The organism is Streptomyces celluloflavus (genome assembly GCA_000720995.1).
Taxonomy (GTDB): domain Bacteria; phylum Actinomycetota; class Actinomycetes; order Streptomycetales; family Streptomycetaceae; genus Streptomyces; species Streptomyces celluloflavus.
In genome coordinates, this window is sequence record JOEL01000049.1 from 17,477 (window position 1) to 41,708 (window position 24,232).

Consider the following 24,232-nt stretch of genomic DNA (forward strand, 5'->3'; position numbering starts at 1 on the left):
ACCTGCTGCCGCCGTCTCGCCTCCGCCGCTCCTGCCTCCCCCGTCCCCCGCGCCGATGGAGAGTTCCGATGACCGGCTCCGCCTCCCCCGCTCCGTCCCCGTCCCGGCGGAGCGTCCTCGGCGCCGCCGCGCTGGCCGCCGGTGCGGCGGGTACCGCCGGACTCGTCGCGGCCGCGCCCGACGCGGCCGCCGCACCCCCGGCCCACTCGGCGGACGCCGACCCCTGGGTGACCGTCCTCGCCGACGCGGACCTGGTGTGGCAGCGGCTGCCGAAGACCTGGTACGAGGGCCCCTTCCTCGGCAACGCCCTCCTCGGGTCGGGGATCTACGCGGAACCGGACGCCAACGCCATCCGTTTCACCGTCCAGCACAGCGAAGTCCAGGACCACCGGCTGGAGTTCGGCTCCCTCTTCGGTCTCGCCCGGCTACCGGTCGGCCATTTCACCCTCGAACCGGCCGGCACGATCACCGGCGTCGACTGGCGGCTGCGGCTGCGCGACGCCGAGCTGACCGGCACCCTGACCACCGACCGGGGCACCCTGGAGCTGCGCGCCCATGTCCACAACTCCCGTTCCGTGCTGGCGGTCGAGGTCCGGCCGAGCGCGGGTGAGCGCGCCTTCCGCTGGGTCTTCCATCCGGCCGAGGCGATCAGCCCCCGCGCCGCCTTCAAACCGCTGCCCGCGGGGTACACCGCCAATCCGCCGGCGCAGGTCGCCGACCACGGCGGGGTGCGGGCCGCGGTCCAGCCGCTGCTGGCGGGCGGGCAGCATGTGACGGCCTGGCGCGAGCGGACGGACCGGGGCGGTGCCCGCACGCTGTACGCGGCCGTCGCGCATTCGCACCCCGCCACCACCGCCCTCGGCCGCGCCCTGCGCTCCGTACGCACGGTGGCCGCGCTGCCGTACGGGGCGGTGGCCCCCGGTCACCGCGCCTGGTGGCACGCCTACTACCGGCGCGGTTTCCTGTCCTTCCCGGACGCCAGGCTCCAGCGCTTCTACTGGATCCAGCTCTACAAGGTGGCCGCCGCGGCCCGCGCCGACGCACCGGTCATGGCGACCTGCGGCCCCTGGCTGGAGCCGACGCCGTGGCCCGCGACCTGGTGGAACCTCAACGTGCAGCTGGAGTACTGGCTGATCCACGGCGCCAACCATCTCGAACTCGACGCGGTGACCCGGGCGCTCGGCGAGTTCCGGGACGGGCTGTCGGACCAGTTGGACGCCCCGTACCGCAAGGACTCGGCGGGCATTGCGCGCACCACCGACACCCGGCTGCGCAACGGCGGTGACGCGGCGAACGGCGGCTACGCGGTCGGCATACCGGGCCAGGACCCGCCGACACCGGAGGTCGGCAACCTCACCTGGGCGCTGCACAACGTCTGGCTGACCTACCGTCACACCATGGACCGGCGGGTGCTGCGCGAGGTCCTCTTCCCGCTGCTGCGCCGGGCCGTCGCCTACTATCTGCACTTCCTGGAGCCCGGCCCCGACGGCAGGCTGCATCTGCCCGCGACCTTCTCCCCCGAGTACGGCGTGAACGCCCCCGACTGCAACTACGACCTGATGCTGCTGCGCTGGGGCTGTGCCACCCTGCTGGACGCGGCCGACACCCTGGGCGTGCGCGACCCGTCGGCCGGCCGCTGGCGCGAGGTGCTGGCCAGGCTGGCACCGTACCCGGTGGACGGCAACGGCTTCATGATCGGCGCCGGGGTCCCGTTCGCCAAGTCCCACCGGCACTACTCACATCTCCTCGCGGTCTATCCGCTGTACGAGGTGAACTGGGAGCAGCCCGCCCAACGGGACCTGATCGAGCGGTCGTTGCGCCACTGGGTGGGCTTCGAGGGCGCCTTGCAGGGCTACACCTTCACCGGCGCGGCCTCCATCGCGGCGCAGATGGGCCGGGGCGAGGAGGCGCTGGGGTACCTGGGCGAGCTGCTGACGCGCTTCATCCGGCCGAACACGATGTACCAGGAGTCGGGGCCGGTCATCGAGACACCGCTGTCCGCGGCGCAGTCGCTGCACGACATGGTGTGCCAGAGCTGGGGCGGGGTGATCCGGGTGTTCCCGGCGCTGCCGCGGGCGTGGCGGTCGGTGACGGTGCACGACTTCCGCACCCAGGGCGCGTTCCTGCTCGGCGCCGCCCGCGAGGACGGCCGCACCCGCTGGGTCCGGCTGCGCAGCGAGGCGGGCGCGCCCTGCGTCCTGCGGCATTCGCTGCCGGCCGGCCCGGTCGAGGTGCGGGACGGACGGGGCCGCCCGTTGCCGTACGAGGAGGTGGCGGCCGGCACGGTCCGGATCGCGCTGGACAAGGGCGGTACGGCGGTGGTCACCGCGCGCGGCGACCGGCCGCCGATGCGGATCGCGCCGGTCGCGCCGAACGAACCGGCGCCGCGCTGGGGGCTGCCCGCGTGAGCGGCGCCGCCGGGCCCGGTACGCCCGCCACGAAGGGATCCCCCATGGCCGATCTGCTGCACTTCCGGGCCGCCGGTACGAGTCTGGTGCTGGATCTGTCCGGTACCGGTCTGCCGCGCGTCCCGCACTGGGGCGCGGACCTCGGCGAGCTGTCGCCCGGCCGGCTCGCCGCACTCGTCGCCGCCGAGGCCGCGCCGGCCGTCGCCGGTGACCTGGACGAGCCGTTCGCGCTGAGCGTGCTGCCGCAGGCGTCGGCGGGCTGGCCCGGCACCCCGGGGCTGAGCGGCCACCGCGACAGTTGCGCGGCCGCGCCCGCGTTCACGGTGCGCGGCCGTTCCGTGGTGGCCGGGCAGCGTCGGCTGCGGGTCGAGGCGGCGGACGCGGACGTCGGACTCACGCTCACGCTGGAGATCGAACTCACCGATGCCGGGCTGGTGCGGCTGCGCGCCGAGGTCACCAACACCGGGCCCGGTCCGTACCACCTCGGCGAGCTGACGCCGGCGCTGCCGGTCCCGCCGCAGGCCACCGAGATCCTCGACCTGACCGGCCGGCATCTGCGCGAACGCGCCCCGCAGCGGCACGCGTTCACCCTCGGCACCCATCTGCGGGAGAACCGGCGCGGGCGCACCGGCAGTGACGCGACGCTGCTGCAGATCGCCGGTGAGCCGGGCTTCGGCTTCCGGTCCGGCGAGGTGTGGGGGCTGCATGTGGCGTGGAGCGGCAACCACCGCTCGCTCGCCGAACGCACCCCGGCGGGCCATGCCGTACTGGCCGGCGGCGAACTCCTGCTGCCCGGCGAGATCCGGCTCGCCCCCGGGGACTCGTACACCTCGCCTTGGCTCCACGGCTCCTACGGGCGGCACGGCCTGGACGAGCTGTCCGGCCGCTTCCACCGCCACCTGCGGGCCCGCGCGCGGCACCCGGTCTCCCCGCGCCCGGTCACCCTCAACACCTGGGAGGCCGTCTACTTCGACCAGGACCCGGCGACGCTGGAGCGGCTGGCGCGGGTGGCGGCCGAGGCGGGCGCGGAGCGGTTCGTACTGGACGACGGGTGGTTCCGGGGGCGGCGGGACGACCGGGCCGGGCTCGGCGACTGGTATATGGACGAGCGGGTGTGGCCGGCCGGGCTGTCGCCGCTGATCGAGACCGTGCACGGGCTGGGGATGCGGTTCGGCCTGTGGGTGGAGCCGGAGATGATCAGCCCGGACTCCGGGCTGGCCCGTGCGCACCCCGACTGGATCCTGGCCGCCACCCCCGCCAGGACGCCGCCCGCCGCCCGCCATCAGCAGGTCCTCGATCTGGCCCGCCCGGACGCGTACAGGTACGTCCTCGGCCGCCTGGACGCCCTGCTGCGCGCGGACCGTATCGACTACCTCAAGTGGGACCACAACCGCGATCTGGTGGACGCCCCGGCGCACCGTCAGACCGCGGCCGTCTACCGGCTGATGGACGCGCTGCGCGCCCGGCACCCGCACCTGGAGATCGAGTCCTGCTCCTCGGGCGGCGGCCGGGTGGACCTCGGGATACTGGAGCGCACCGACCGGGTGTGGACCAGCGACTGCATCGACGCGCTGGAGCGCCAGCGGATCCAGCGCTGGACGGGGCTGCTGCTGCCGCCCGAACTGCTCGGCGCGCACGTCGGGGCGCCGCTCTCCCATACGACGGGACGCACTCACAGCCTCGACTTCCGCGCGGGCACGGCGCTGTTCGGGCACTTCGGGATCGAGTGGGACCTGACGGCCGCGAGCGCGGCGGAGCGGGCGCGGCTGGCCGAGTGGGTGGCGCTGTACCGCGCGCTGCGGCCGCTGCTGCACACCGGGACGGTGGTCCGCGCCGACCACCCCGATCCGGCGCTGTGGGTACACGGCGTGGTGGCCGCCGACGGCGCGCGGGCGGTGTTCGCCCTCGTGCAGACCGCGACGGGCGTGCACTCCCCGGCGGGCCGGGTCCGGTTGCCGGGTCTCCCGCCCGAGGACGAGTACCGCGTACTGCCGCTCCCGCCGGGCGACCGCCCCGAGGGGCCGTTCACCGCGCCGCCGCCCTGGTGGGAGCGGGGGGTGACGCTCTCCGGCCGGGTACTGGCCGAGGCGGGGGTACGGGCGCCGACGCTCTTTCCGGAGCGGCTGGTCCTGCTGGAGGCGGTGCGGGTGGCGGACGGTCCGCGGTGAGCCGGGCGCTGCGTCCGTGACCGTCGACGCGGGGTGCCGCCGGGCCGGTCGGCTTCCGGATGCGGGCGTACGGGTGACGCGGCGCGCGCCGGGCCGCCGCCGGCCGTGGTGCGGTCCGGCGGCGGGGTGGCTCAGATCGCGCGGTCGCGGCCGGCCCAGTACGGGTCCCGCAGCCGCCGTTTGAAGAGCTTGCCGGACTCGTCGCGCGGCAGCCGTTCCTCGAAGACCACGGCCCTGGGCACCTTGTGTCCGGCGAGGCGCGCCGCGACATGGGCGCGTACCTCCTCGGCGCCGAGGTGTACGCCCGGTTCGGTCTGGATGTGTGCGGCGAGCACCTCGCCGTACTCCTCGTCGGGGATGCCGAAGACCGCCGCGTCCCGTACGCCGTCGAGGGCGAGCAGCGCGCCCTCGATCTCCGCCGGATAGATGTTGACGCCGCCGGAGATCACCATGTCGTTGCGGCGGTCGCTGAGGTAGAGGTAGCCGTCCGCGTCGAGATGGCCGATATCGCCGAGGGTGACGTATCCGGGCAGGCCCGGTGTCTCCATCGCGGTGCGTGCGGCGGGGTTGCCGAGATAGGTGAACCGCGGCCAGTTGTCATCGGGCCGGAGGTAGACCTCGCCGGTCTCCCCGGCCGGCAGGACCCGCCCGCCGGGGCCGAGGACCGCTACCGCGCAGGTCCCTTCGGCCCGTCCGACGGTGCCCGGGTGGGCGAGCCAGGCCGCGCTGTCGCACCAGGTCACCGCGCCGGTCTCGCTGCCGCCGTAGTACTCCCGGACGATCGGTCCCAGCCAGTCGATCATGGCTTGTTTGATATGCGGCGGACAGGGCGCGGCGGCGTGCACGACCGAGGTGAGCGAGGACAGGTCGTAGCGCTCGCGCACCTCCCCGGGCAGCCGCAGCAGCCGGACGAACATCGTGGGCACGACCTGGGTCTGCTCGATGCGGTGGCGTTCGATCAGCCGCAGGAACTCCTCGGCGTCGAAGCGCGGCATCAGCGTGATGTCCAGTCCGGCGGCGAGCGCGAGGGCGGCGTGCCCGCTGGGCGCGGCGTGGTAGAGCGGTGCGGGGATGAGCGTCCGCCCGCCGGGGGCGATGGCGAAGTGCTCCAGGAACGACCGCACCGTTTCGGTCAGTTGCTCGGAGGCGACCGGTGCGCGCAGAACTCCCTTGGGGCGTCCGGTCGTTCCGGAGCTGTAGATGACGGTGGACGGCCGTTCACCGGCCGCCGAGGTCAGCGGCGGGTACCCGGCCAGCCAGCGGTCCAGGAGGGGATGCGCCCCGGTGGCGGGCGGTGCGGCGATCCCGCAGGCGGCGGCGACCCCGGCGGGGACGGGCGCCTCGATGACCCGTACGCCGTCGGGGAGTGCGGCCATCACCGCGGCCAGCAGGTCGGTGTGCGCGAAGACGACCGTGCTGCCGCTGTCGGTGAGCACATGGCGTAACTCGTCTTGCCGGAAATGCCAGTTGACGGGCACCGCCGCGGCGCCGAGGAGGGCGGCCGCGGCGGTGATCTCCAGATGGGCGGGCTCGTTGCGCAGTACGAGGGCGATCCGGTCGCCCGGCCCGACGCCCAGGTCCCGCAGACCGGTGGCGATCCGCGCGGCGCGGTCGAGGAATTCGGGATAGCCGCGCGCGTGCCCGGCCGAGCGGATGGCGGGTGGTCGGACGGTGTCCATGGTGCCTCCCCTGGGGTACGGCCGCGCCCATTGAACAGGTATCCGGGCCCCCTTTGAAGAGCGCCGCGGCGGCACCGGCACGGACCGGACACCCGCCGCGCCCCGGCCGGGCGCGCTTCTCGGCCACCCGCCCCGCCCTCCCCTGAGATCCGAGGTCTGACCACCTCAACTCCCCCGACTCCCCCAACTTCGGCCTCCGTTACGGAAGATACGCGGCAGGTGCTCCGATGTTTATCGCGTCCGAGGTCTTCCGGTACGGGCGGGTGCGCCTGCACCATGCGGGGTGCACGGGAGGCACGGACGTGACCGACGGACCGAAGGAGCACGCGCATGCTGCGATGGCACAGCCGCTCGAGACCACCCCAGCTGCTGGGAGTGCTGGGACTGCTCAGCGCCCTGCTGCTGACCACCGGCGGGCCCGCGGCCGCGGCGAAGCCCGCGCCGCGGCCCGCCACGGGGCCGGGCACCAACCACGCGACCGACGATCCCTTCACCGCCGACCGCACATCCTGGTGGCGGCAGGACCGCTTCGGGATGTTCATCCACTTCGGCGCGTACTCGAACCTGGAGGGCGAGTACACCCGGCCCGACGGCACGGTCTGCCGCGACGCCGAGTGGATCAAGCGCGAATGCAAGATCCCGAACGATGCCTACGAGAAGCAGGCCGCCACCTTCAACCCGGCCGATTTCGATGCCCAGGCGATCGTCCGGGCCGCCAAGGACGCCGGCCAGCGCTATATCGTCATCACCTCCAAGCACCACGACGGCTACGCGATGTGGCCGACGAAGCAGAACTCCTGGAATCTGCGTGACCACTCCGCCTTCGATCCGCACCGCGACATCCTCGCCGAGCTGAAGCGGGCCGCCGACGCCGCCGGGATCAAACTCGGCTTCTACTACTCGATCTGGGACTGGCACGACCCGGACTTCGCCGACCCGGCGACCTTCCCGCGCTACAAGAAGCGGATGTACGCCCAGCTCAAGGAGCTGGTGGACAACTACGACCCGGCCCTGCTCTGGTTCGACGGCGAATGGGACGCGGTCGATCCCGTCAACACCTGGTCCCGCAAGGACGGCGCCGAACTCCAGACGTATCTGCACGGTCTGAACCCGGAGCTGATCGTCAACAACCGCGTCGGCAAACGCGGTGTGGTCGACGGCGACTTCGGCACCCCGGAGCAGGAGATTCCCGCGGCGCCGGTCGACGGGCAGCTGTGGGAGAGCTGCATGACGCTCAACGACCACTGGGGGTTCGCCCGCTACGACACCCACTGGAAGTCTCCGGCGACCATCGTCCGCAACCTCCTGGACGTCGCGAGCCGCGGCGGCAACTACCTGCTGAACGTCGGACCGGACAAGCGCGGCCGCGTGCCGCAGCCGTCCGTGGACCGGCTGCGCGAGGCCGGCCGGTGGCTGCGCGCGCACGGCCAGGGCGACGCGGTGTACGGGGCCGGGTACACCGGGCTGGTCGCGACCCCCTCCTGGGGCGCGGTCGCCCGGCGCGGCAACGACCTGTACGCGTCCGTGACCGCCTGGCCCGCGGCCGGCCGGCCGCTGCACCTGACGGCCAGGGAAGCCTTCACGATCACCTCGGCCCGGGTACTGGGCAGCGGCCAACGGGTGACGGTCACACCGGCCGGCGACGGCTTCGACCTCACCCCGTCCGGCGCGGCCACCGGCCCCGTCGCGAGCGTCATCCGGCTCACCATCAAGCCCCCGGCGGCGGCGCCACCCGGCACCGGGCGGGGGCTGACGGCACGGAGCTGGGCCAACGACACGTTCACCGGCCCGCCCGCGGTGACCACCGTCGATCCGACCGTGAACAAGTCCTACCGCTTCGACGGCTCGCCCGACCCGTCGATCCCCGCCGAACACTTCAGCACCCGCTGGACCGGCAGCATCCAGCCGCGCTTCAGCGAGACGTACACCCTCACGACCGTCTCGGACGACACCGTCCGGCTCTGGATCGACGGCAGGCTGGTGATCGACAGCGCCACCCCGCACGGCCCGCAGACCGACAAGGGGACCGTCACCCTGACGGCCGGGCACCGGCACGACATCCGGATCGACTACACCCAGCAGACCGGCGAGGCGTATATGAAGCTGTTCTGGTCGAGCCCGAGCCAGTCCCAGCAGATCGTGCCGCGGCGTCAGCTGTACGCCGGCTGACCGCGGACCGTCCGTACGGTGCCGGCCGGTCCGCGCCCCGCGGCCGGCCGGCACCCGGGTCCCGGCACCCCGCGCGGCGAAATCCTTTGCCCGCATTGCGCCGTACGGGCCGGCGGCGCGGGCCGGGACGGCGGCAGCGGCCGGACGGCGTACCCGGGGGTCTCGCGCGAGGCGTGATCCGGGGGTCCGCCGTGCGTCGGGGCGCGGCGCTCCGGGCCCGCTCCTATCCTCGGGGAGCATGAGCCACGACGACATCCTGCGCGCCCACGGCGAGGCGCTGAAACTCTTCGGCACCCGGGTCCACGCCGTCCGCGACGACCAGTGGGACGCCCCGACACCGTGCACGGAGTGGTCGGTGCGCGATCTGGTGAACCATCTGACCGCCGAGCAGCTCTGGGTGCCCCGTCTGGTGCGGGACGGCGCGACGATCGCGGACGTGGGCTCGGATTTCGACGGCGACCGGCTGGGCGACGATCCGGCCGCGGTCTGGGACCGGGCGGCGGTGGCCGCCGTGGCCGCGTTCGCCGCGCCGGGTGCGTTGGACCGCACGGTCCAGCTGTCCTACGGATCGAGTCCGGCCGACGCGTACTGCGCCCAGATGATGGCCGATGCGGTGGTGCACGCCTGGGACCTGTCACGGGCGATCGGCGCCGAGGAGAAACTGCCCGGTCGGCTGGCGACCGCGGCGCTGCGCGAGGTGGAGCCGTACGCGGCGGGACTCGACGGGTCGGGCCTGTTCGCTTCTCCGGTCGAGCCGCCGGCGGACGCCGACGACCAGACCCGGCTGCTCTGCCTGCTGGGGCGCCGCCCCTGATCACCCGGGGCCGGTCCGGCCGGCCGGGGGCGGCTGCCCTCGCCCGGCCGCTTCCGCCGACGGGCCGCGCCGGGCGAACGGCGCGGTCCGGTCGGCCGGCGGGATCAGTCGATGCCGCGGAAGATATACGGTTCGGCCGGATCGTCGTCACAGCCGGCGAGACGCACCGGAACGCAGCGGCCCCAGACCTCCAGGTTGCGGACCTCCTTGATCCGGCCCGGCCGGTCCACCTGCTTCAAGCGGGGCTGCTTGTACTGAACCTTGTGCACTGCCACCACGTACTCCTTCATCGAGGTATTGGTCCGACGCGGTGGCGCCTTCTTCACGAACCGGGAGGTCGGCCAAGGATTGTGGCGTTCCCGCGACGGGCCAATGGTGTTGGCGTCTCCCGTAAAGGTCGTCCGTCGTACCCCAGACTAACGACTTCACACCCGGAGCGCGCGATTTTTTCCGGCGACAGGGGCATCCGTCCGGACGGCCGAAAATCCACCCCGCCGCGCCGAGCCGCTGGTGGGCGCACCGATGACCGGCCGCCGGCCGCTCCGCACCCGCCCGGCGGCCGGTCATCTTCCGCTACGCACTCTTAATGGTCGTCCGGCAGCCGGATGACCGCGCCGCCCGCCCGCCGGGGCCGCCGGCACCGGGGCACGGCCGCCGCCCGGTCCCACTGCGGGCGCCCGCCCACCCCGCCGATCCGCCCGCCCGGGTCCCCGCCGCGCGCGCCTGTCACCCGGGCCCATGGCCGCGGTGCTACCCATGGGCGGGTGGACTGGTTCACGGATACCGACTACGGGCTCGGCCGGCTGATCTTCCAGCGGATGCTGGCCGTGCTCTACCTGACCGCGTTCGTCGCGGCGGCGCGGCAGTTCCGGGCGCTGATCGGGGCGCGCGGGATGCTCCCGGTGCCCGAGTTCGTGGCGCGGGTGCCGTTCCGTGCCGCCCCCTCGGTCTTCCAGCTGCGCTACTCCGACCGCTTCTTCGCGGCCTGGACATGGTGCGGGGCGCTGCTGGCGGCGGCCGTCGCGGCGGGCGCCGCCGATGCCGTACCGCTGTGGGCGTCGATGGTGATGTGGGCGGCACTGTGGGTGATGTATCTGTCCGTCGTCAACGTCGGGCAGACCTGGTACGGCTTCGGCTGGGAGTCGCTGCTGCTGGAGGCGGGCTTTCTCGCCGTCTTTCTCGGCAATGCCACGATCGCGCCCCCGGTGCTGGTCATGTGGCTGCTGCGCTGGCTGCTCTTCCGGGTGGAGTTCGGGGCCGGGCTGATCAAAATGCGCGGCGACCGCTGCTGGCGGGATCTGACCTGCCTCTACTACCACCACGAGACCCAGCCGATGCCGGGCCCGCTGAGCTGGTTCTTCCACCATCTGCCCAGACCGCTGCACCGGGCCGAGGTGGCCGCCAACCATGTGGCGCAACTCGGCCTGCCCGTCCTGCTGTTCACCCCGCAGCCGGTGGCCGGCTGGGCCGCCCTGGCGATGGCCGCCACCCAGTTGTGGCTGGTGTTCTCCGGCAACTTCGCCTGGCTGAACTGGCTGACCATCGCGCTGGCGCTGTCGGCGGTCGGCCCCTTGTGGACGGCCGGACCACAGGCCCCGGCTTCGCCTCCCGTCTGGTTCACGGTCCTCGTCATCGCCGTCACCGCCCTCGTCGCCGCGCTCAGCTACCGGCCGGCGCGCAATCTGCTCACCCGGCAGCAACGGATGAACACGTCCTACGAGCCGCTGCATCTGGTCAATTCCTACGGCGCCTTCGGCAGCATCACCCGCGTGCGCCGGGAGATCGTCATCGAGGGCACCACGGACGCCGCGACCGGGCCCGGCACCGTCCGGCCGGCGCACGAGCTCCACGGCGAGCCGCTGGACCGGCACCACGTGGATTGGTACCGGCGGCGCAGCGGCCAGGGGCGCCCGGTGCTCGAACGCGCCGACCGGGAGGTTCCGGCCGACGCGGGGTGGCAGGAGTACGGCTTCCATGGCAAGCCCGACGACCCCCGGCGCTGGCCGCGCCAGTTCGCGCCCTTCCATTTGAGGCTCGACTGGCTGCTCTGGTTCGTGGCCCTCTCCCCGGCCTACGGCCTGCCGTGGTTCGAGGGCTTCCTCCTGCGGCTGCTGCTGAACGACCGCGACACGCTCGGACTGCTGCGGCACAACCCGTTCCCGGACCGTCCGCCGCGGTACGTCCGCGCCCGCGTGTTCCGGTACCGCTTCACCACCTGGCGAGAACTGCGCGAAACCGGGGCCTGCTGGCATCGCGAGTACGTACGCGAACTGCTCCCTCCGGTACGCCTCACCGCACCGCCGGTCTCACGCACTCCGGCTTCGGGCGAATGAAGCGGCTCCGGCAGCCTCGCCAGGGCCGGGATTTCGCGATCAGCAGCTCACCTCGTCAGTACCGCCGCCAAGGCAGCCCTCCAGGATCATCGCGAGCCGCATGACCTGTCCGATCGACAGTGACGGAGGGATGAGCTTGTTTTCCCTGCGGGTGAGCAGAGTGGTCACCACGACTTCCGACGGCTGCGCGATGACACCGGCTGCGCGCAGGGCCCCGTCCAGTTCTTTCCGCACCACGCTCGCTGTCGGCTGCGCCGTTCCACTCACCTGGCCGCCCAGCTTCCCGGCAAGCCACCGGGCCTGCGAGAGCGACAGCGCCGGAATACGCACTCGGTTGATCTTGACGCCCTCCACTTCGCCGACCGTCACCACCGACGGTTCGGCGTCGAACCCGGCTCGGCGCAGAGCATCGTCCAGGCGTAGACGTATGTCACTTGTGACCTGATGAGGCGTCCGGATCAGCGGGGCAGCCATTGTCCTCACTCCTCGGTTGCGATGCCAATACATGGAGTGAACCGGAGAGGGCCAAGATCAGTTGACACATAAGTGCCACAACTACTGTTCGAGGGAAGGAACTTGTTGGCGCCCACATATCCGCCGGGCAGAGTGACCATATGGACAGCACGCGCACGCCCGCCGCAGGTGAGAACATTCAGGTACTCCGTAAGGCGAGGGGACTCGGGCAGACAAAGGTGGCCCGCGCTGCGGGCATCTCCGTCTCTCTCCTCCGCAAGATCGAGAGTGGCGAGAGGGCGGCCACGCCACCCAACGTGGCGTCCATCGCCAAGGCCCTTCGCGTCAGTACTGCGAGGATCTACGGGCAGCCCTTCCTGGGCCCGTCCGAGCAGAGTGACCTTCTTGAGGACGTGCGAAACGCTGTCCGGCGTCACACCCTCCCCAAGGAAGATGTGCCACCGCTCGACGAATTGCGAGAAGACCTCCGCAAGGCTGCCGAACTGAGGTCCAACACAAATTACCTCGAACTGCTCAGGATGCTTCCCGAGCTTCTGGGACGGGTGACCGCCACAGCCATGACAGCCGGCGGCGATGCCGTCGCTTGGGGCGATGTGGCTGACGTATACGGATGCGCCTACGCCGTCGCTCATCGGCTGGTTCAGCCAGACCTGGCAGAAATGATCGTGTCCCGCCAGCAATGGGCTGCCCGACAGACATGGAATCCGGTGGCAGAGGCGGCTACCGCCTGGAACGAGGCCGGAACGTACCAATCCGCAGGTCAATATGACGATGGGTTGGCAATTATCGACCGGGCCATCGTTCAGTTCGAACGCGTGATGGCTGACGAGATGATCTCCGTCGTCGCACTGGGTTCACTCCATCTTCGTGGAGTGGTGCTTGCTTCCAGGTACAAGGACAAGGCGGCCACGGAAGCGCATTCACAAAAGGCGAATGCGCTCGCCGGACGGATTCCCCGTGGGGACGTCCTCGCCCACAACCTTACGTTCGGATCGGGGAACACCGCCCTGTACGATCTCGCCGCGCTCGTGGAGCTGGACAAACCTGATAAGGCTTCCCGAATGGCTCAGCCCCTGATCAAGACTCACCCGTCCGGGCTCCGCCCTTCGAGACTGGGCCGGCTCTATATCGACACAGCGCGTGCCCGCATGGCACTCAAGGACTACGCCGGAGCCGAGGAAGCACTCAAAGCGGCCTTCGCGGTCGCTCCTCAGATGGCGGAGGTACACCCCATGAGCCGGGAAGTTCTTCGAGTTCTTTTCATCCTTCACCAGCGAAGCAGGCCGGACCTGACGGACATGGCGAAGAAGGCCGGACTGGCTGCCTGAATGTGTGAGGTGAGCCCTGCGACCCGGCATACGGAGATATCAGGTAGCGGAAATGGGAGGACCCGTTGGCGTGGACCAACGGGTCTTTCTGTTACTCACACCAGGATCTCAGGACCCTTCACGGCGGCATGGAAACCTTCTTCGCGTTTGGTCTTTCCGTCAAAGGGCTGTCACTGCGGCCGCCGCGCCACGATCCGTTCCCCGATCCGCCGCCCGCGCGGGTGCGGGCCGGGTCTTGCGGTACCGCTTCGCTATCTGGCGGGAGTTGCGGGCGACCGGGGTGTGGTGGTGGCGCAGCTCGGTACGGGAGTCTCTGCCGTCGGCGCCCCTGTCACCTCGGTGCGGAAGGCGATGACCATGTCGTGGGCGTGGCGCAGTCCGATGCGGCCGAAGTCGCGCTCCAGCTCGGCGAGTTCGGCGAGTGTTTCGTCGCGGTCGCGGCCCAGCCGGGCGCGGGACTTGGCCAGGCCCAGGCGGGACAGGGCCACACCGCGCGGTTCGTGCATCTCGCGGAACTCCCGGAGCGCGACGGTGTACATGTCCCGGGCCGCCTCGTAACGTCCGGCCCGGTAGAGGACGTTCCCGCGCATCTTGTGGTTGTAGGCGAGCGCGCTCGCCAGGTCCATCTCGCGGCAGACGGCTTCCGCCTCGGACAGCAGCGCCAGCGCCCGGTCCGGTTCCCCCTGGACGGACAGGACGTCGGCTATACCGCGCAGCGACCAGGCGCGGCCCCGGGCGTCGTCGGCCTCGGTGGCTATTCGGGCGGACTCCTCGAACAGCTCCAGCGCCTTGGCGTGGTCGCCGGTGTTGCGGTGCATCTGGGCGATACCGGACATCGCCCACACCATGTGGCGGGCCTCGCCGTGGGCCCGGCCCTGTTCGAGCAGTTGCTCGTGGAGTGCGGCGACCGCGGGGTAGTCGCCCTGTATGCGGCCGGTCTCGGCGAGACCGGCGAGAGCGTAGCCGTGAGCGAGGCGGTCGCCGCTCCCGTCGGCCAGTGCGACGGCCCGGGTGAGCAGCCGGCGGGCGAGCGGCAGCGTTCCGCACTGGCGGGCCAGGGTGCCGCCGCTCCACAGGGCCCAGGACATCGCGCCGGCGTCACCCGCGGTGCGTGCGCTGCGGTAGCTCTCGCGCCAGGCGGCGCCGGCGTCCGCCACCCGGCCCAGCCGCCGGTTGGCCTCGGCGACCGCGAGCGCGGCGCGCGCCCGCTCCAGCGCCGTACCGGCTTCCGACCGCGCACGGCTCGCGATGGTCAGCACCTCCTCGTACGAGGAGTTCACCCCCAGGGCCGCCCCCAGCTCACCCTGGTACTCGGGCGCGAATGCCTTGTCGTACATCTCTCCATGGCCTCTCGGTCATCCCCGTGTCTTGATCAAGAAACTATGGGCCGCCGACCCCGCGGCGAATCCGTCGGCGTGGGGGTTATGGCGTACAACTCCAGTGCTACGGGAGGGCCGAGGCTCATCATCGGGATGTACGGGTATGCCGGGCCGGACGGCCATCGGCGGACGCCGGTCCGGACACCGCACGGGACGGTGGCGGCGGTGCGGGAGCCCAACCGGCCGGGCCCTCGCCCCAGTTCCCCCGCGCACCACGCGTCGTCGCCCGCCCCTCTTGCCGTCGCGTACCGGCGCACGCCACCCTGACTGCCACAGCCGAGATCGCCGGACGCCGAGGGGTGACATGAGCGCGGTACGGACAAGGACCGGCAGGGGCGGAGAGCCAGGGGCCGAAACCGGGATCGCCCGGCGGCGGTTCGTCGGGACGGTCGCGGCGGGGCTGGCCGCGACGGCCGGTGCGGCGGTGGTCACGGTCGGGGACGCGGCCCCCGCGCAGGCCCGGCACCGCCCCGGCCGGCCGCTCTTCCTGGGGACGTACACCTCCGTGCCGGGCGGCGGCACCGGCATCGGCCTGGGCAGATACGACACCGGGACCGGCCGGATCACCGCCACCGGCGTCGTGCGGGGCGTCGCCGACCCCTCCTATCTCGCGCTCGCCCCGGACGGCCGCACCCTCTACGCGGTCGACGAGCGGCAGCGGGGCGGGGTGACGGCCATCGCGCTGCGGCCGGGCCGCGCGCCCAGGGTGCTGGGCAGCCGGCCGACCGGCGGCGCCGGGCCCTGCCATCTGTCGGTGCACCCCGGCGGCCGCTGGCTGCTCAGCGCCAACTACCTCTCCGGCAGTGTGGCCGTGCACCCGATCGACCCGGACAGCGGTGCGCTGGGGGCGCGTACCGATCTGGTCGCGCACACCGCCCCGCCGCCCGGCCCCGGCCAGGACGGCCCGCACGCGCACCAGATCGCCACCAGCCCGGACGGCCGCCATGTACTCGCCGTCGACCTCGGCAACGACACCGTCTACACCTACCGGCTGGACACCTCCGCCGGGAAACTGACCCAGGTGTCATACGCGGCGCTGCGGCCCGGCGCGGGCCCCCGGCATCTGACGTTCCACCCCTCGGGCGTCTTCGCCTATCTGGCGAACGAGGTGGACAACACCGTGGTGGTCTGCGGCTACGACCCGCGCAGCGGACGGCTCACGCCCGGCGCACCGCAGTCCACCGGCACCGGCGCGGGCACCAGTTACCCGGCGCAGATACTGGTCACCGGGGACGGCCGCTTCGCGTATCTCGCCAATCGCGGCGACAACAGCCTCACCCGCTATGCCGTGGCGGCGGGCGGGGCGCGGCTGCGGCTGCTGGACACCGTGCCGGTCGGCGGGGACTTCCCCCGGCAGCTCGCGTTCTCGCCGGACGGGCGGCTGCTGTTCGCGGCGAACCAGAAGTCGGCGTCGGTGACGGTGTTCTCGGTGGACGCCCGGACGGGGGCGCTGCGGCGCGCGGGCGCGCCCTTCACGACCCCGATGCCGGTGTGCGTACTGCCGCTGTGACCGGGCGGCGGTCCCGCGCCGGGCCGCCACACCGGTGCAACACTGCGGCAACGGCGCCGCACGATTGGCCCGTTAGCGTCGGCCCCCATGAGTACCGGAACGTCGCAGCACAGCACCCAGGGCTCCGCGGCACCGTCCGGAGCGGCCGCGGAGTCCGGCGGTCTCCAGCAGGGGCTCAAGCCGCGCCATATGCGGCTGATCGCGCTGGGCGGGGTCATCGGGGCCGGTCTGTTCGTCGGCAGCGGGGTGGTCGTACGGGCCACCGGGCCGGCCGCCGTGCTGTCGTTCCTGGCGGCCGGCACGCTCACCGTGCTGATCATGCGGATGCTGGCCGAGATGACCGTCGCCCGCCCGGCGCTCGGCTCCTTCTACGCCCATGTCCGCGAGGCGCTCGGGCCCCGGGCGGGGTTCACGGTCGGCTGGCTGTACTGGTACTTCTTCGTGATCGTGGTGGCCGTGGAGGCGGTGGCGGGCGGCCGGATCGTCCAGCTGTGGCTGCCCGGGGCCCCGTTGTGGGCGGTCAGCCTGGTCCTGCTGGCGCTGCTGACGGCGACCAACATGGTCTCGGCCCGTTCCTTCGGTGAGTTCGAGTTCTGGTTCTCGTCGGTCAAGGTCGTGGCGATCGTCGTCTTCCTCTTCCTCGGCACGCTGTATGTACTGGGCCTGTGGCCGGACGCCCGGGGCGGGCTGGACCAGCTGACAGCGCACGGCGGGTTCGCCCCGCAGGGCGTCGGCGCGGTCCTGGCGGCCGTGGTGCCCTGCACGGGGTTCTTCACCGGTGCGGAGATCGTGACCGTCGCGGCCGCCGAATCGGCCGAACCGGAGCGGGCGGTGGCGGGGGCGATCCGCTCGATCGTGCTGCGGGTGGTGGCCTTCTACGTGCTGTCGGTCTTTCTGGTGGTCGCCGTGGTGCCGTGGACGTCGAAGGCGATCGAGGTCAGTCCGTACGCGGCGGTGCTGGACCGGCTGGCGGTACCGGCGGCCGGCACGGTGATGAACGCCATCGTGCTGATCGCCGTGCTGTCCTGCCTGAACTCGGCGCTCTACACGTCCTCCCGGATGCTCTTCGCGCTCACCCGCAACGGGGACGCGCCGCGCGGTTTCACCCGGGTCAGCCGCGGCGGGGTGCCCCGCCGGGCGCTGCTCGCCGGGACCTCGGCCGGCTATCTGTCGGTCATCGCGGCCTGGGCCTCCCCCGATGTCGTCTTCGAGTTCCTCATCAACTCCTATGGCGCCATCGCCCTGTTCGTCTATCTGGCGATCGCCGTCGCCCAGGTGCGGATGCGGCGGAAGCTGGAGCGCACGGCGCCCGAGCGGCTGACCCTGAAGATGTGGCTCTTCCCGTGGCTGAGCTGGGTGACCATCGCACTGATGGGCACGGTGACCGGCGCGATGGCCTTTCTGCCCGGCAGCCGCCCGCAGTTCTGGCTGGGCCTGCTGACGGTGGCCGTGGTGCTGACCGCGTACGAGATCCGCCGCCGCAGGGCCCCGCTCGACGCGGGGTGAGCGGGGGCGGGGCCGGCGTCGGGCGGGGTGCGCCGGGCAAGCGGCCGGAGTGCGGGGCGTCGCGCACCGCCCGCCGGGGCCGGTGAGTACGTGCGGTGCGTCGGCGAGGGACGCGCGTACAGGGTGTCAGCGAGTCGGGCCCGGTTCGACGAACTGCCGCAGCAGCTCCCGCAGTTCGGTCTCGAACGCGGCGTAGCGGAGCCGGAGGGCGTCGCCCGGCCAGTCCGGTGGCAGCAGTCCGCCGGGGAGCAGGGGATCGGCGAGAAGGTGGCGGAGCACCGCCGCCGCGACCGTGAAGCGGTCGGCGGGGGTGCCGGCGCGGTCCAGCGCGGCCAGCAGAGCGCGCGCCCGCTCCGCCCAGCCGTCGAGGTCCCACAGCCGCCGGACCAGTGCGGCCGGGTCGCCGTCCGGGGTGCCGGTGAACCAGGTGCACTGCTCGGTGGCGACGGGCGGGCGGGGCCGGTCGAGGTTGGCGGGGCGCAGCCAGCTGCCCTCGCGGAGTTCGGCCAGCCGCAGGTCGGCCATCGCCTGGCGGAGTGCGGTGCGCTCGGCCGCGGGCCGGCGTTCGGCGGTGGCGACCACGGCGATCTCCCACTCCTCGCCCCGGCCGCCGCCCCAGGGCCGGGTCCGGGGCGACCGGCTCGCGTCCTGCCGGGTCTGGCGCGCCAGCAGCCGGGCGGTGAGTCCGTACGAGCCGTCGCGCTGGAGCAGGTCGCCCGCGGCCACCATCCGGGAGAGCGCGACGCGGACCGTGCCCTCGGCGATGCCGAAGAGCTCCCCGACCCGGACCAGGGCGCGGGCGGGCAGCCGGGGCGGATGGTGGCCGAGGAGGGTGCTCAGCACGATGGAGCGGGCGGTGAGCGGCCGCAGCGCGAGGGCGCCCGCCCCTGCGTCGCGGCCGGCGCCGGCTTCGGTCTCGGTTGCGGTGTCGGTTGCGGTGTCGTCGTTCATGTGTGCAGAAATCCTAGCCGCGCCCGGCCTCCCCGGCTCTTACAGTCTTCCCACAGCTGTTCGTAATCTGTAACGTCGGTGCCATGACCGTCACCCATGAAGTCGTGAATCAGGCACCGCCGCTGACCGGGTTCAGTACGGCGGACGAACCGGCCCTGCTGGAGGCGCTGCAGCGCGAGGGCGCCGGCTGGGGCGTGCGGGAGGTGGCCGAGCTGGGGGCGCTGGCCGGTTCCGAGCCGGTGCAGGAGCAGGCCCGGTGGGCGGAGGAGCAGCCGCCCCGGCTGCGCACCCACGACCGGTTCGGGCACCGGGTGGACGAGGTCGAGTTCCATCCGGCCTGGCACCAGCTGATGACCGTCGCGGTGGAGCACGGGCTGCACGCCGCGCCCTGGGCCGACGACCGCCCCGGCGCCCATCTCGTCCGCGCCGCGAAGTTCTACGTCTGGTCGCAGGCCGAGGCGGGGCACGGCTGCCCGGTCTCGATGACGTACGCCGCCGTCCCCGCGCTGCGGGCCGCGCCGGATCTCGCCGCCCGGTACGAGCCGCTGCTCACCGCCCGCAGCTACGACTTCGGGCTGCGCGCGCCGCTGGGCAAGGCGGGGCTGATCGCGGGCATGTCGATGACGGAGAAGCAGGGCGGCTCCGACGTCCGCACGAACACCTCGCGCGCGGTACCGGCCGGTGACGGCACGTACCGGATCACCGGCCACAAGTGGTTCACCTCGGCGCCGATGAGCGATCTGTTCCTGGCGCTGGCGCGGACCGAGGAGGGGCTGAGCTGCTTCCTGCTGCCCCGGGTGCTGCCCGACGGCACCCGCAACGGCATGCGGCTGATGCGGCTCAAGGACAAGCTGGGCAACCGCTCGAACGCGTCCGCCGAGATCGAGTACGACGAGGCGGTGGCCTGGCCGGTCGGCGAGCCGGGCCGCGGGGTGCGGACCATCGTCGAGATGGTGAACATGACCCGCCTGGACTGTGTGCTCGGCTCCGCCGCCGGGATGCGGGCCGGGCTGCGGCAGGCGCTGCACCACACCGCGCACCGGCGGGCGTTCGGGCGGGAGCTGGACCAGCAGCCGCTGATGCGCTCGGTACTCGCCGACCTCGCGGTCGAGTCCGAGGCGGCGACGGTGCTGGCGATGCGGCTGGCGGCGGCGGTGGACCGGTCGCACGCCGGGGACGCGGCGGAGGCGGCGCTGCGCAGGCTGGCGCTGGCGGCCGGCAAGTACTGGGTGTGCAAGCGGGGCAGTACGCACGCGGCCGAGGCGCTGGAGTGCCTGGGCGGCAACGGCTATGTCGAGGAGTCCGGTATGCCGCGGCTGTACCGGGAGGCGCCGCTGATGTCGATCTGGGAGGGCTCGGGGAACGTCGCCGCCCTCGACGTACTGCGGGCGCTCACCAAGGAACCGGCCTCGCTGGACGCGTTCTTCGCGGAGGTGGACGCCGCCGCGGGCGCCGACCGGCGGCTGGACGCGGCGGTGGCCGGGGTGCGCACGATGCTGGCCGGGGCGGCCGATCCGGAGCGGGCGCAGCTGATGGCGCGTTCGCTGGCGGAGCGGATGGCGCTGGTGCTCCAGGGGTCGCTGCTGGTGCGCCACAGTCATCCCGCGGTCGCCGACGCGTTCTGCGCCTCGCGGCTCGGCGGGGAGTGGGGCAACGCCTTCGGCACCCTGCCGGCCGGTGCCGATCTGGCGTCGATCCTGGAGCGCGCCCGGCTCAAGTCCCCTGCCGGGGGCGCGGAATGAGGCGTGGCGTGAACGGCGCGGGTGCCGCGCGGGGACATGGCATGGGTGCGCGCGGGGCGGGTGCGGGCCGATGACCGTACGGGTGGAACGCGCCGGGCCGGTGACGACGGTGGCGCTGTCCCGGCCGGCGGCCCGGAACGCCGTGGACGGCCCGACGGCCACGGAACTGGCCGATGCTTTCCGGGAGTTCGAGGCCGATGACGGTGCGCGCGTCGCGGTGCTGTGGGGCGAGGGCGGGACGTTCTGCGCCGGTGCGGATCTCAAGGCGATCGGCACCGAGCGCGGCAACCGCGTCGCGCCGGACGGTGACGGTCCGATGGGGCCGACCCGGATGCGGCTGTCCAAGCCGGTGATCGCGGCGGTCGCCGGGTACGCGGTCGCCGGTGGGCTGGAGCTGGCGCTCTGGTGCGATCTGCGGGTGGCGGAGGAGGACGCGGTCTTCGGGGTGTTCTGCCGCCGCTGGGGAGTGCCGCTGATCGACGGCGGTACGGTGCGGCTGCCCCGGCTGATCGGGGCGAGCCGGGCGAGGGACCTGGTGCTGACGGGGCGTCCGGTGCCGGCCGCCGAGGCGCTGGACATCGGGCTGGTCCACCGTCTGGTGCCGGCCGGTACGGCGCGCGCGGCGGCGGAGCGGCTGGCGGCGGAGCTCGCTCGGCTCCCGCAGGCGTGCCTGCGCAGCGACCGCGCCGCCCTGCTGGACCAGGAGGGGTGCTCCGAGGAGGCCGCGATGGCGGCCGAACTCCGCCACGGGCAGGCCGTACTGGCGGAGTCGCTGACGGGCGCCGCCCGGTTCGCGGCGGGGGCGGGGCGGCACGGGGAGGCGGACCGGTAGGCGGCGGAACGGCGGACGAGGGGCGAGCGGCGGTGGCCGGAGGGGCGCGGTGGTCGCAGGGCCGGACGGCGGAGCCGGACCGGTGCGGGGAAGCGGGCCGTCGGTGGCGGGGGCCGGGCGCGCCGCACCCGTGAGCGAAGAGATCGAGCGATCGTTTCGATCGTTTGATGTGAACCTCTTGAGCGTTTGACGGCCCTCGTGTTTCATACGGGCACACCGCACCGCCGACGCTCTCCCCCTCCCTCTGCGGCGTTCCGCCGTCTTCCGCCTCCCGGCCACGGAGCCCCCATGACGCACCCATGGACCCGTCGTTCCCTGCTCATCACGGCAGGCGGTGTCTCCCTCGCCGCCGGGCTGCCCGCCGCCACCGCCGCTGCCGCCGCCCGCACGGGAACCGGCACCGGCCCGGCCCGGCCCGCCGCGTCCGCCGCCGACTTCGCCGCGCTGCGCACCACTTGGCGCGAGCTGACCCTCGGCACCGGATTCAGCCCCACCGCCCAGCCGTTCAAGGACCGCCTCGCCACCCTCGGCGCCGACGCCGGGAGACTGCTCGCGAGCATGGCACCGGCCGACGGGTCGCTGTGGCCGGACGCGGTGTACGCCGACCCCGATCCGAACACGGACCCCGAGTCGTTCGGCTACTCGGAGCGGCTGCAGACCAGTTACGTCCGGCTGCGGACGATGGCCCAGGCGTACGCGCAGCCCGGCACCGGGCTCACCGGCGACCAGGCCCTCGCCACGGCCCTGCGGACCGGCCTCGACCACCTCTACGAGCAGGTCTACAACGAGCGGACCACCCGCTACGGCAACTGGTACAACTGGCAGATCGGCGCCCCGCAGGCCCTCCTGGACAGCTGCGTCCTCCTGTACGACCAGCTGGCCGCGGACCGGATCACCCGCTATCTCGCGGCGGTCGACCACTTCGTCCCGGACTCCGCGGTGGGCTCGTACACCGGTACCAGCACCGGCGCCAACCGCGTCGACCTCTGCCGCGTCCTGGCGCTGCGCGGGGTCGTGGGCGCGGACGCCGGCAAGATCGCGCTGGCCCGGGACGCCCTGACCCCCGTCTTCCCGTACGTCACCTCGGGCGACGGCATCTACGCCGACGGCTCCATCGTCCAGCACACCTACGTGCCCTACACCGGCTCCTACGGCGCCGTGCTGATCGACGGCCTCAGCAGGCTCTTCGCGCTGCTCAGCGGCTCCCCCTGGGCGGTCGTCGACCCGAAGCGCCAGCAGTTCCTGGACTCGGTCGAGCACTCCTACGCGCCGTTCCTCTTCAACGGCCTGATGATGGACGGCGTTTCGGGCCGGGCGATCAGCCGCGGGGTCGCCGCGGGCGACCCCGCCGGGACCGAGGCCAACGACCACCTCCGGGGCCACCCGGTCATCGCCTCGATACTGCTGCTCGGCGAGGGCGCGAGCGCGGCGGAGCGGGACCGCTGGCGCGGGCTGGCCAAGGGGTGGTGCCAACGTGACTACTACTCCCCCGTACTGAGCGATCCGAGCCTGTCGGTCGGCGCGCTGGCCCGGCTCAAGAACGTCCTGGACGACACCTCGGTGACCCCCGTCCCGGAGCCGTCCGGCCACCGGCAGTTCCCCGGTATGGACCGGGTGGTGCACCGGCGCCCCGGCTGGGCCGCCGCCCTCTCCATGGCGTCCCGGCGCATCACGTACTACGAGAACGGCAACGGCGAGAACGTCCGCGGCTGGCACACCGGCTCGGGGATGCTCTCGTGGTGGGGCGACACCTTCGCCAACGGCCAGTACAGCGACTCCTTCTGGCCCACCGTGGACCCGACCCGGCTGCCCGGCACCACCGCCTCGCGCAAGAAGCTCGCCGACGGCCAGGGCGGTGCGTGGGGCGCGGCCCGGCCGGACGTGTCCTGGGTCGGCGGCAGCGAGGCCGACGGCTACGCCACCGCGGGCCAGTACCTCAAGGGGCTTGCCAGCACTCTGCTCGCGAAGAAGTCCTGGTTCTTCCTCGACGACGCGGTGGTCTGCCTGGGCGCGGGCATCACCGCCAAGGACGGCCAATCGATCGAAACGATCGTCGACAACCGCAACCTGGGCGCCGCAGGTGGCGCGCCCCTCACCGTCGACGACCGTCCGCAGCCCACCGCCTACCCCTGGTCGGCGACGCTGCCCGGCGCCCGCTGGGCGCATCTCGCCGGGCACGCGGGCTATGTGTTCCCGGGCGGGACGACGCTCAAGGCGCTGCGCGAAGCGCGCACCGGCGCCTGGCGGGACATCAACGCGGGCGGCTCCCCCACCCCGGTCGAACGCCGCTATCTGACCCTGCTCACCGACCACGGCACCGATCCGGCCGGTGCCGGTTACGCCTATGTCCTGCTGCCCGGCGCGAGCGCGGCCCGTACCGCGCAGCGGGCGGCGGACGAGGGCTGGCTGCGGATCCTGGTCAACACCGATGACATCCAGGGGGTTTCGGTTCCCTCGCTCGGGTTCACCGGGGTGAACTTCTGGTTCGGCGGGACGGCGGGGCCGCTCACCGCCGACGCGCCCGCGAGCGTGACGGTGCACGAGAGGTCCGACGGCACCGCCGTCATCGGGGTCAGCGACCCGATGCGGGCCCGGACCGCGCTGACGCTGACCTGGGCCCGGCCGGTCGCGGCCGTACTGTCCCGGCCCGCGACACTCACCGCCGCCACCACCGGTTCCTCCCTCACCCTCACCTTCGGCGACCTCCGCGGGACAGGAGGGGTCACCCAGCGGGCAGTGGTACGGCTGGGGTGAAACGGGCCGCCAGGCCGTGCGACGGGGGCGCCCTCGCCCGCCGCGCGGCCCGCCGGCCGAGCCCCGCATCCGCGCCTCGGGTGGCGGGGCCACCTGCTGACGCGGCACCGCCCCAGCCGCCGCCGCGCCCTTCCGCGTGGCCGCCGGACGGGCATTCTTGAACGCGTTCAATTCTCCGCGTACCG

Annotated in this window: 16 protein-coding genes; 11 read left to right on the forward strand and 5 right to left on the reverse strand. The window is 72.9% G+C overall.

Features of this window, described 5'->3' with window-relative positions; translation table 11 throughout:
• Positions 1-68 precede the first annotated feature (68 nt).
• The gene (locus tag IH09_RS29890; protein ID WP_052860647.1) at positions 69-2,408 is read left to right on the forward strand and encodes a glycosyl hydrolase family 95 catalytic domain-containing protein; all 2,340 of its coding nucleotides are present in this window, start codon (positions 69-71) and stop codon (positions 2,406-2,408) included.
• Between the two features lie 44 nt (positions 2,409-2,452).
• Positions 2,453-4,576, forward strand: coding sequence for an alpha-galactosidase (locus tag IH09_RS29895; RefSeq protein WP_052860648.1), 2,124 nt, complete (start codon positions 2,453-2,455; stop codon positions 4,574-4,576).
• A 131-nt stretch (positions 4,577-4,707) separates the two neighbouring features.
• Here the strand turns inward: IH09_RS29895 and IH09_RS29900 are convergent, their stop codons facing one another.
• A complete protein-coding gene (locus tag IH09_RS29900) occupies positions 4,708-6,255 on the reverse strand; it encodes an AMP-binding protein (protein WP_052860649.1) in 1,548 nt (515 codons plus the stop codon).
• Between the two features lie 330 nt (positions 6,256-6,585).
• Between IH09_RS29900 and IH09_RS29905 the strand changes: the two genes are divergently transcribed.
• Both IH09_RS29905 and IH09_RS29910 read left to right on the forward strand, forming a co-directional pair.
• Positions 6,586-8,424 carry an alpha-L-fucosidase gene (locus IH09_RS29905; RefSeq protein ID WP_052860650.1) on the forward strand — a complete coding sequence of 613 codons (1,839 nt, stop codon included), beginning with the start codon at positions 6,586-6,588 and terminating at the stop codon, positions 8,422-8,424.
• 238 nt (positions 8,425-8,662) lie between these two features.
• Positions 8,663-9,238: a TIGR03086 family metal-binding protein gene (locus tag IH09_RS29910; protein ID WP_052860651.1), complete on the forward strand. Its 576-nt coding sequence runs from the start codon at positions 8,663-8,665 to the stop codon at positions 9,236-9,238.
• 104 nt (positions 9,239-9,342) lie between these two features.
• Here the strand turns inward: IH09_RS29910 and IH09_RS29915 are convergent, their stop codons facing one another.
• Positions 9,343-9,513 (reverse strand): hypothetical protein, encoded by a 171-nt coding sequence (locus IH09_RS29915; protein ID WP_172450374.1) that lies wholly within the window; start codon positions 9,511-9,513, stop codon positions 9,343-9,345.
• A 489-nt stretch (positions 9,514-10,002) separates the two neighbouring features.
• Here IH09_RS29915 and IH09_RS29920 point away from each other — a divergent pair, with 489 nt between their 5' ends.
• Positions 10,003-11,571 (forward strand): lipase maturation factor family protein, encoded by a 1,569-nt coding sequence (locus IH09_RS29920; RefSeq protein WP_052860653.1) that lies wholly within the window; start codon positions 10,003-10,005, stop codon positions 11,569-11,571.
• Between the two features lie 39 nt (positions 11,572-11,610).
• Here IH09_RS29920 and IH09_RS29925 read toward each other — a convergent pair whose 3' ends face one another.
• On the reverse strand, positions 11,611-12,045 hold the full coding sequence (locus IH09_RS29925) for a hypothetical protein (protein ID WP_052860654.1): 435 nt from the start codon (positions 12,043-12,045) through the stop codon (positions 11,611-11,613).
• A gap of 140 nt (positions 12,046-12,185) precedes the next feature.
• On the opposite strand from IH09_RS29925, the gene IH09_RS29930 reads away from it, so the two are divergent.
• The gene (locus IH09_RS29930; protein WP_052860655.1) at positions 12,186-13,373 is read left to right on the forward strand and encodes a helix-turn-helix domain-containing protein; all 1,188 of its coding nucleotides are present in this window, start codon (positions 12,186-12,188) and stop codon (positions 13,371-13,373) included.
• A 251-nt stretch (positions 13,374-13,624) separates the two neighbouring features.
• Here IH09_RS29930 and IH09_RS29935 read toward each other — a convergent pair whose 3' ends face one another.
• The gene (locus tag IH09_RS29935) at positions 13,625-14,710 is read right to left on the reverse strand and encodes a tetratricopeptide repeat protein (protein WP_052860656.1); all 1,086 of its coding nucleotides are present in this window, start codon (positions 14,708-14,710) and stop codon (positions 13,625-13,627) included.
• Positions 14,711-15,056: 346 nt separating this feature from the next.
• Here IH09_RS29935 and IH09_RS29940 point away from each other — a divergent pair, with 346 nt between their 5' ends.
• On the forward strand, positions 15,057-16,262 hold the full coding sequence (locus IH09_RS29940) for a lactonase family protein (RefSeq protein WP_052860657.1): 1,206 nt from the start codon (positions 15,057-15,059) through the stop codon (positions 16,260-16,262).
• A gap of 87 nt (positions 16,263-16,349) precedes the next feature.
• Positions 16,350-17,768 (forward strand): amino acid permease, encoded by a 1,419-nt coding sequence (locus tag IH09_RS29945; protein ID WP_052860658.1) that lies wholly within the window; start codon positions 16,350-16,352, stop codon positions 17,766-17,768.
• 126 nt (positions 17,769-17,894) lie between these two features.
• Here the strand turns inward: IH09_RS29945 and IH09_RS29950 are convergent, their stop codons facing one another.
• On the reverse strand, positions 17,895-18,719 hold the full coding sequence (locus IH09_RS29950; protein WP_052860659.1) for a PaaX family transcriptional regulator C-terminal domain-containing protein: 825 nt from the start codon (positions 18,717-18,719) through the stop codon (positions 17,895-17,897).
• 83 nt (positions 18,720-18,802) lie between these two features.
• On the opposite strand from IH09_RS29950, the gene IH09_RS29955 reads away from it, so the two are divergent.
• From IH09_RS29955 to IH09_RS29965, 3 genes are all read left to right on the forward strand, one after another.
• A complete protein-coding gene (locus IH09_RS29955; RefSeq protein ID WP_052860660.1) occupies positions 18,803-20,461 on the forward strand; it encodes an acyl-CoA dehydrogenase family protein in 1,659 nt (552 codons plus the stop codon).
• Positions 20,462-20,531: 70 nt separating this feature from the next.
• Positions 20,532-21,293: a crotonase/enoyl-CoA hydratase family protein gene (locus IH09_RS29960; RefSeq protein ID WP_052860661.1), complete on the forward strand. Its 762-nt coding sequence runs from the start codon at positions 20,532-20,534 to the stop codon at positions 21,291-21,293.
• A 288-nt stretch (positions 21,294-21,581) separates the two neighbouring features.
• Positions 21,582-24,047 (forward strand): polysaccharide lyase 8 family protein, encoded by a 2,466-nt coding sequence (locus IH09_RS29965; protein WP_052860662.1) that lies wholly within the window; start codon positions 21,582-21,584, stop codon positions 24,045-24,047.
• Positions 24,048-24,232 lie beyond the last annotated feature (185 nt).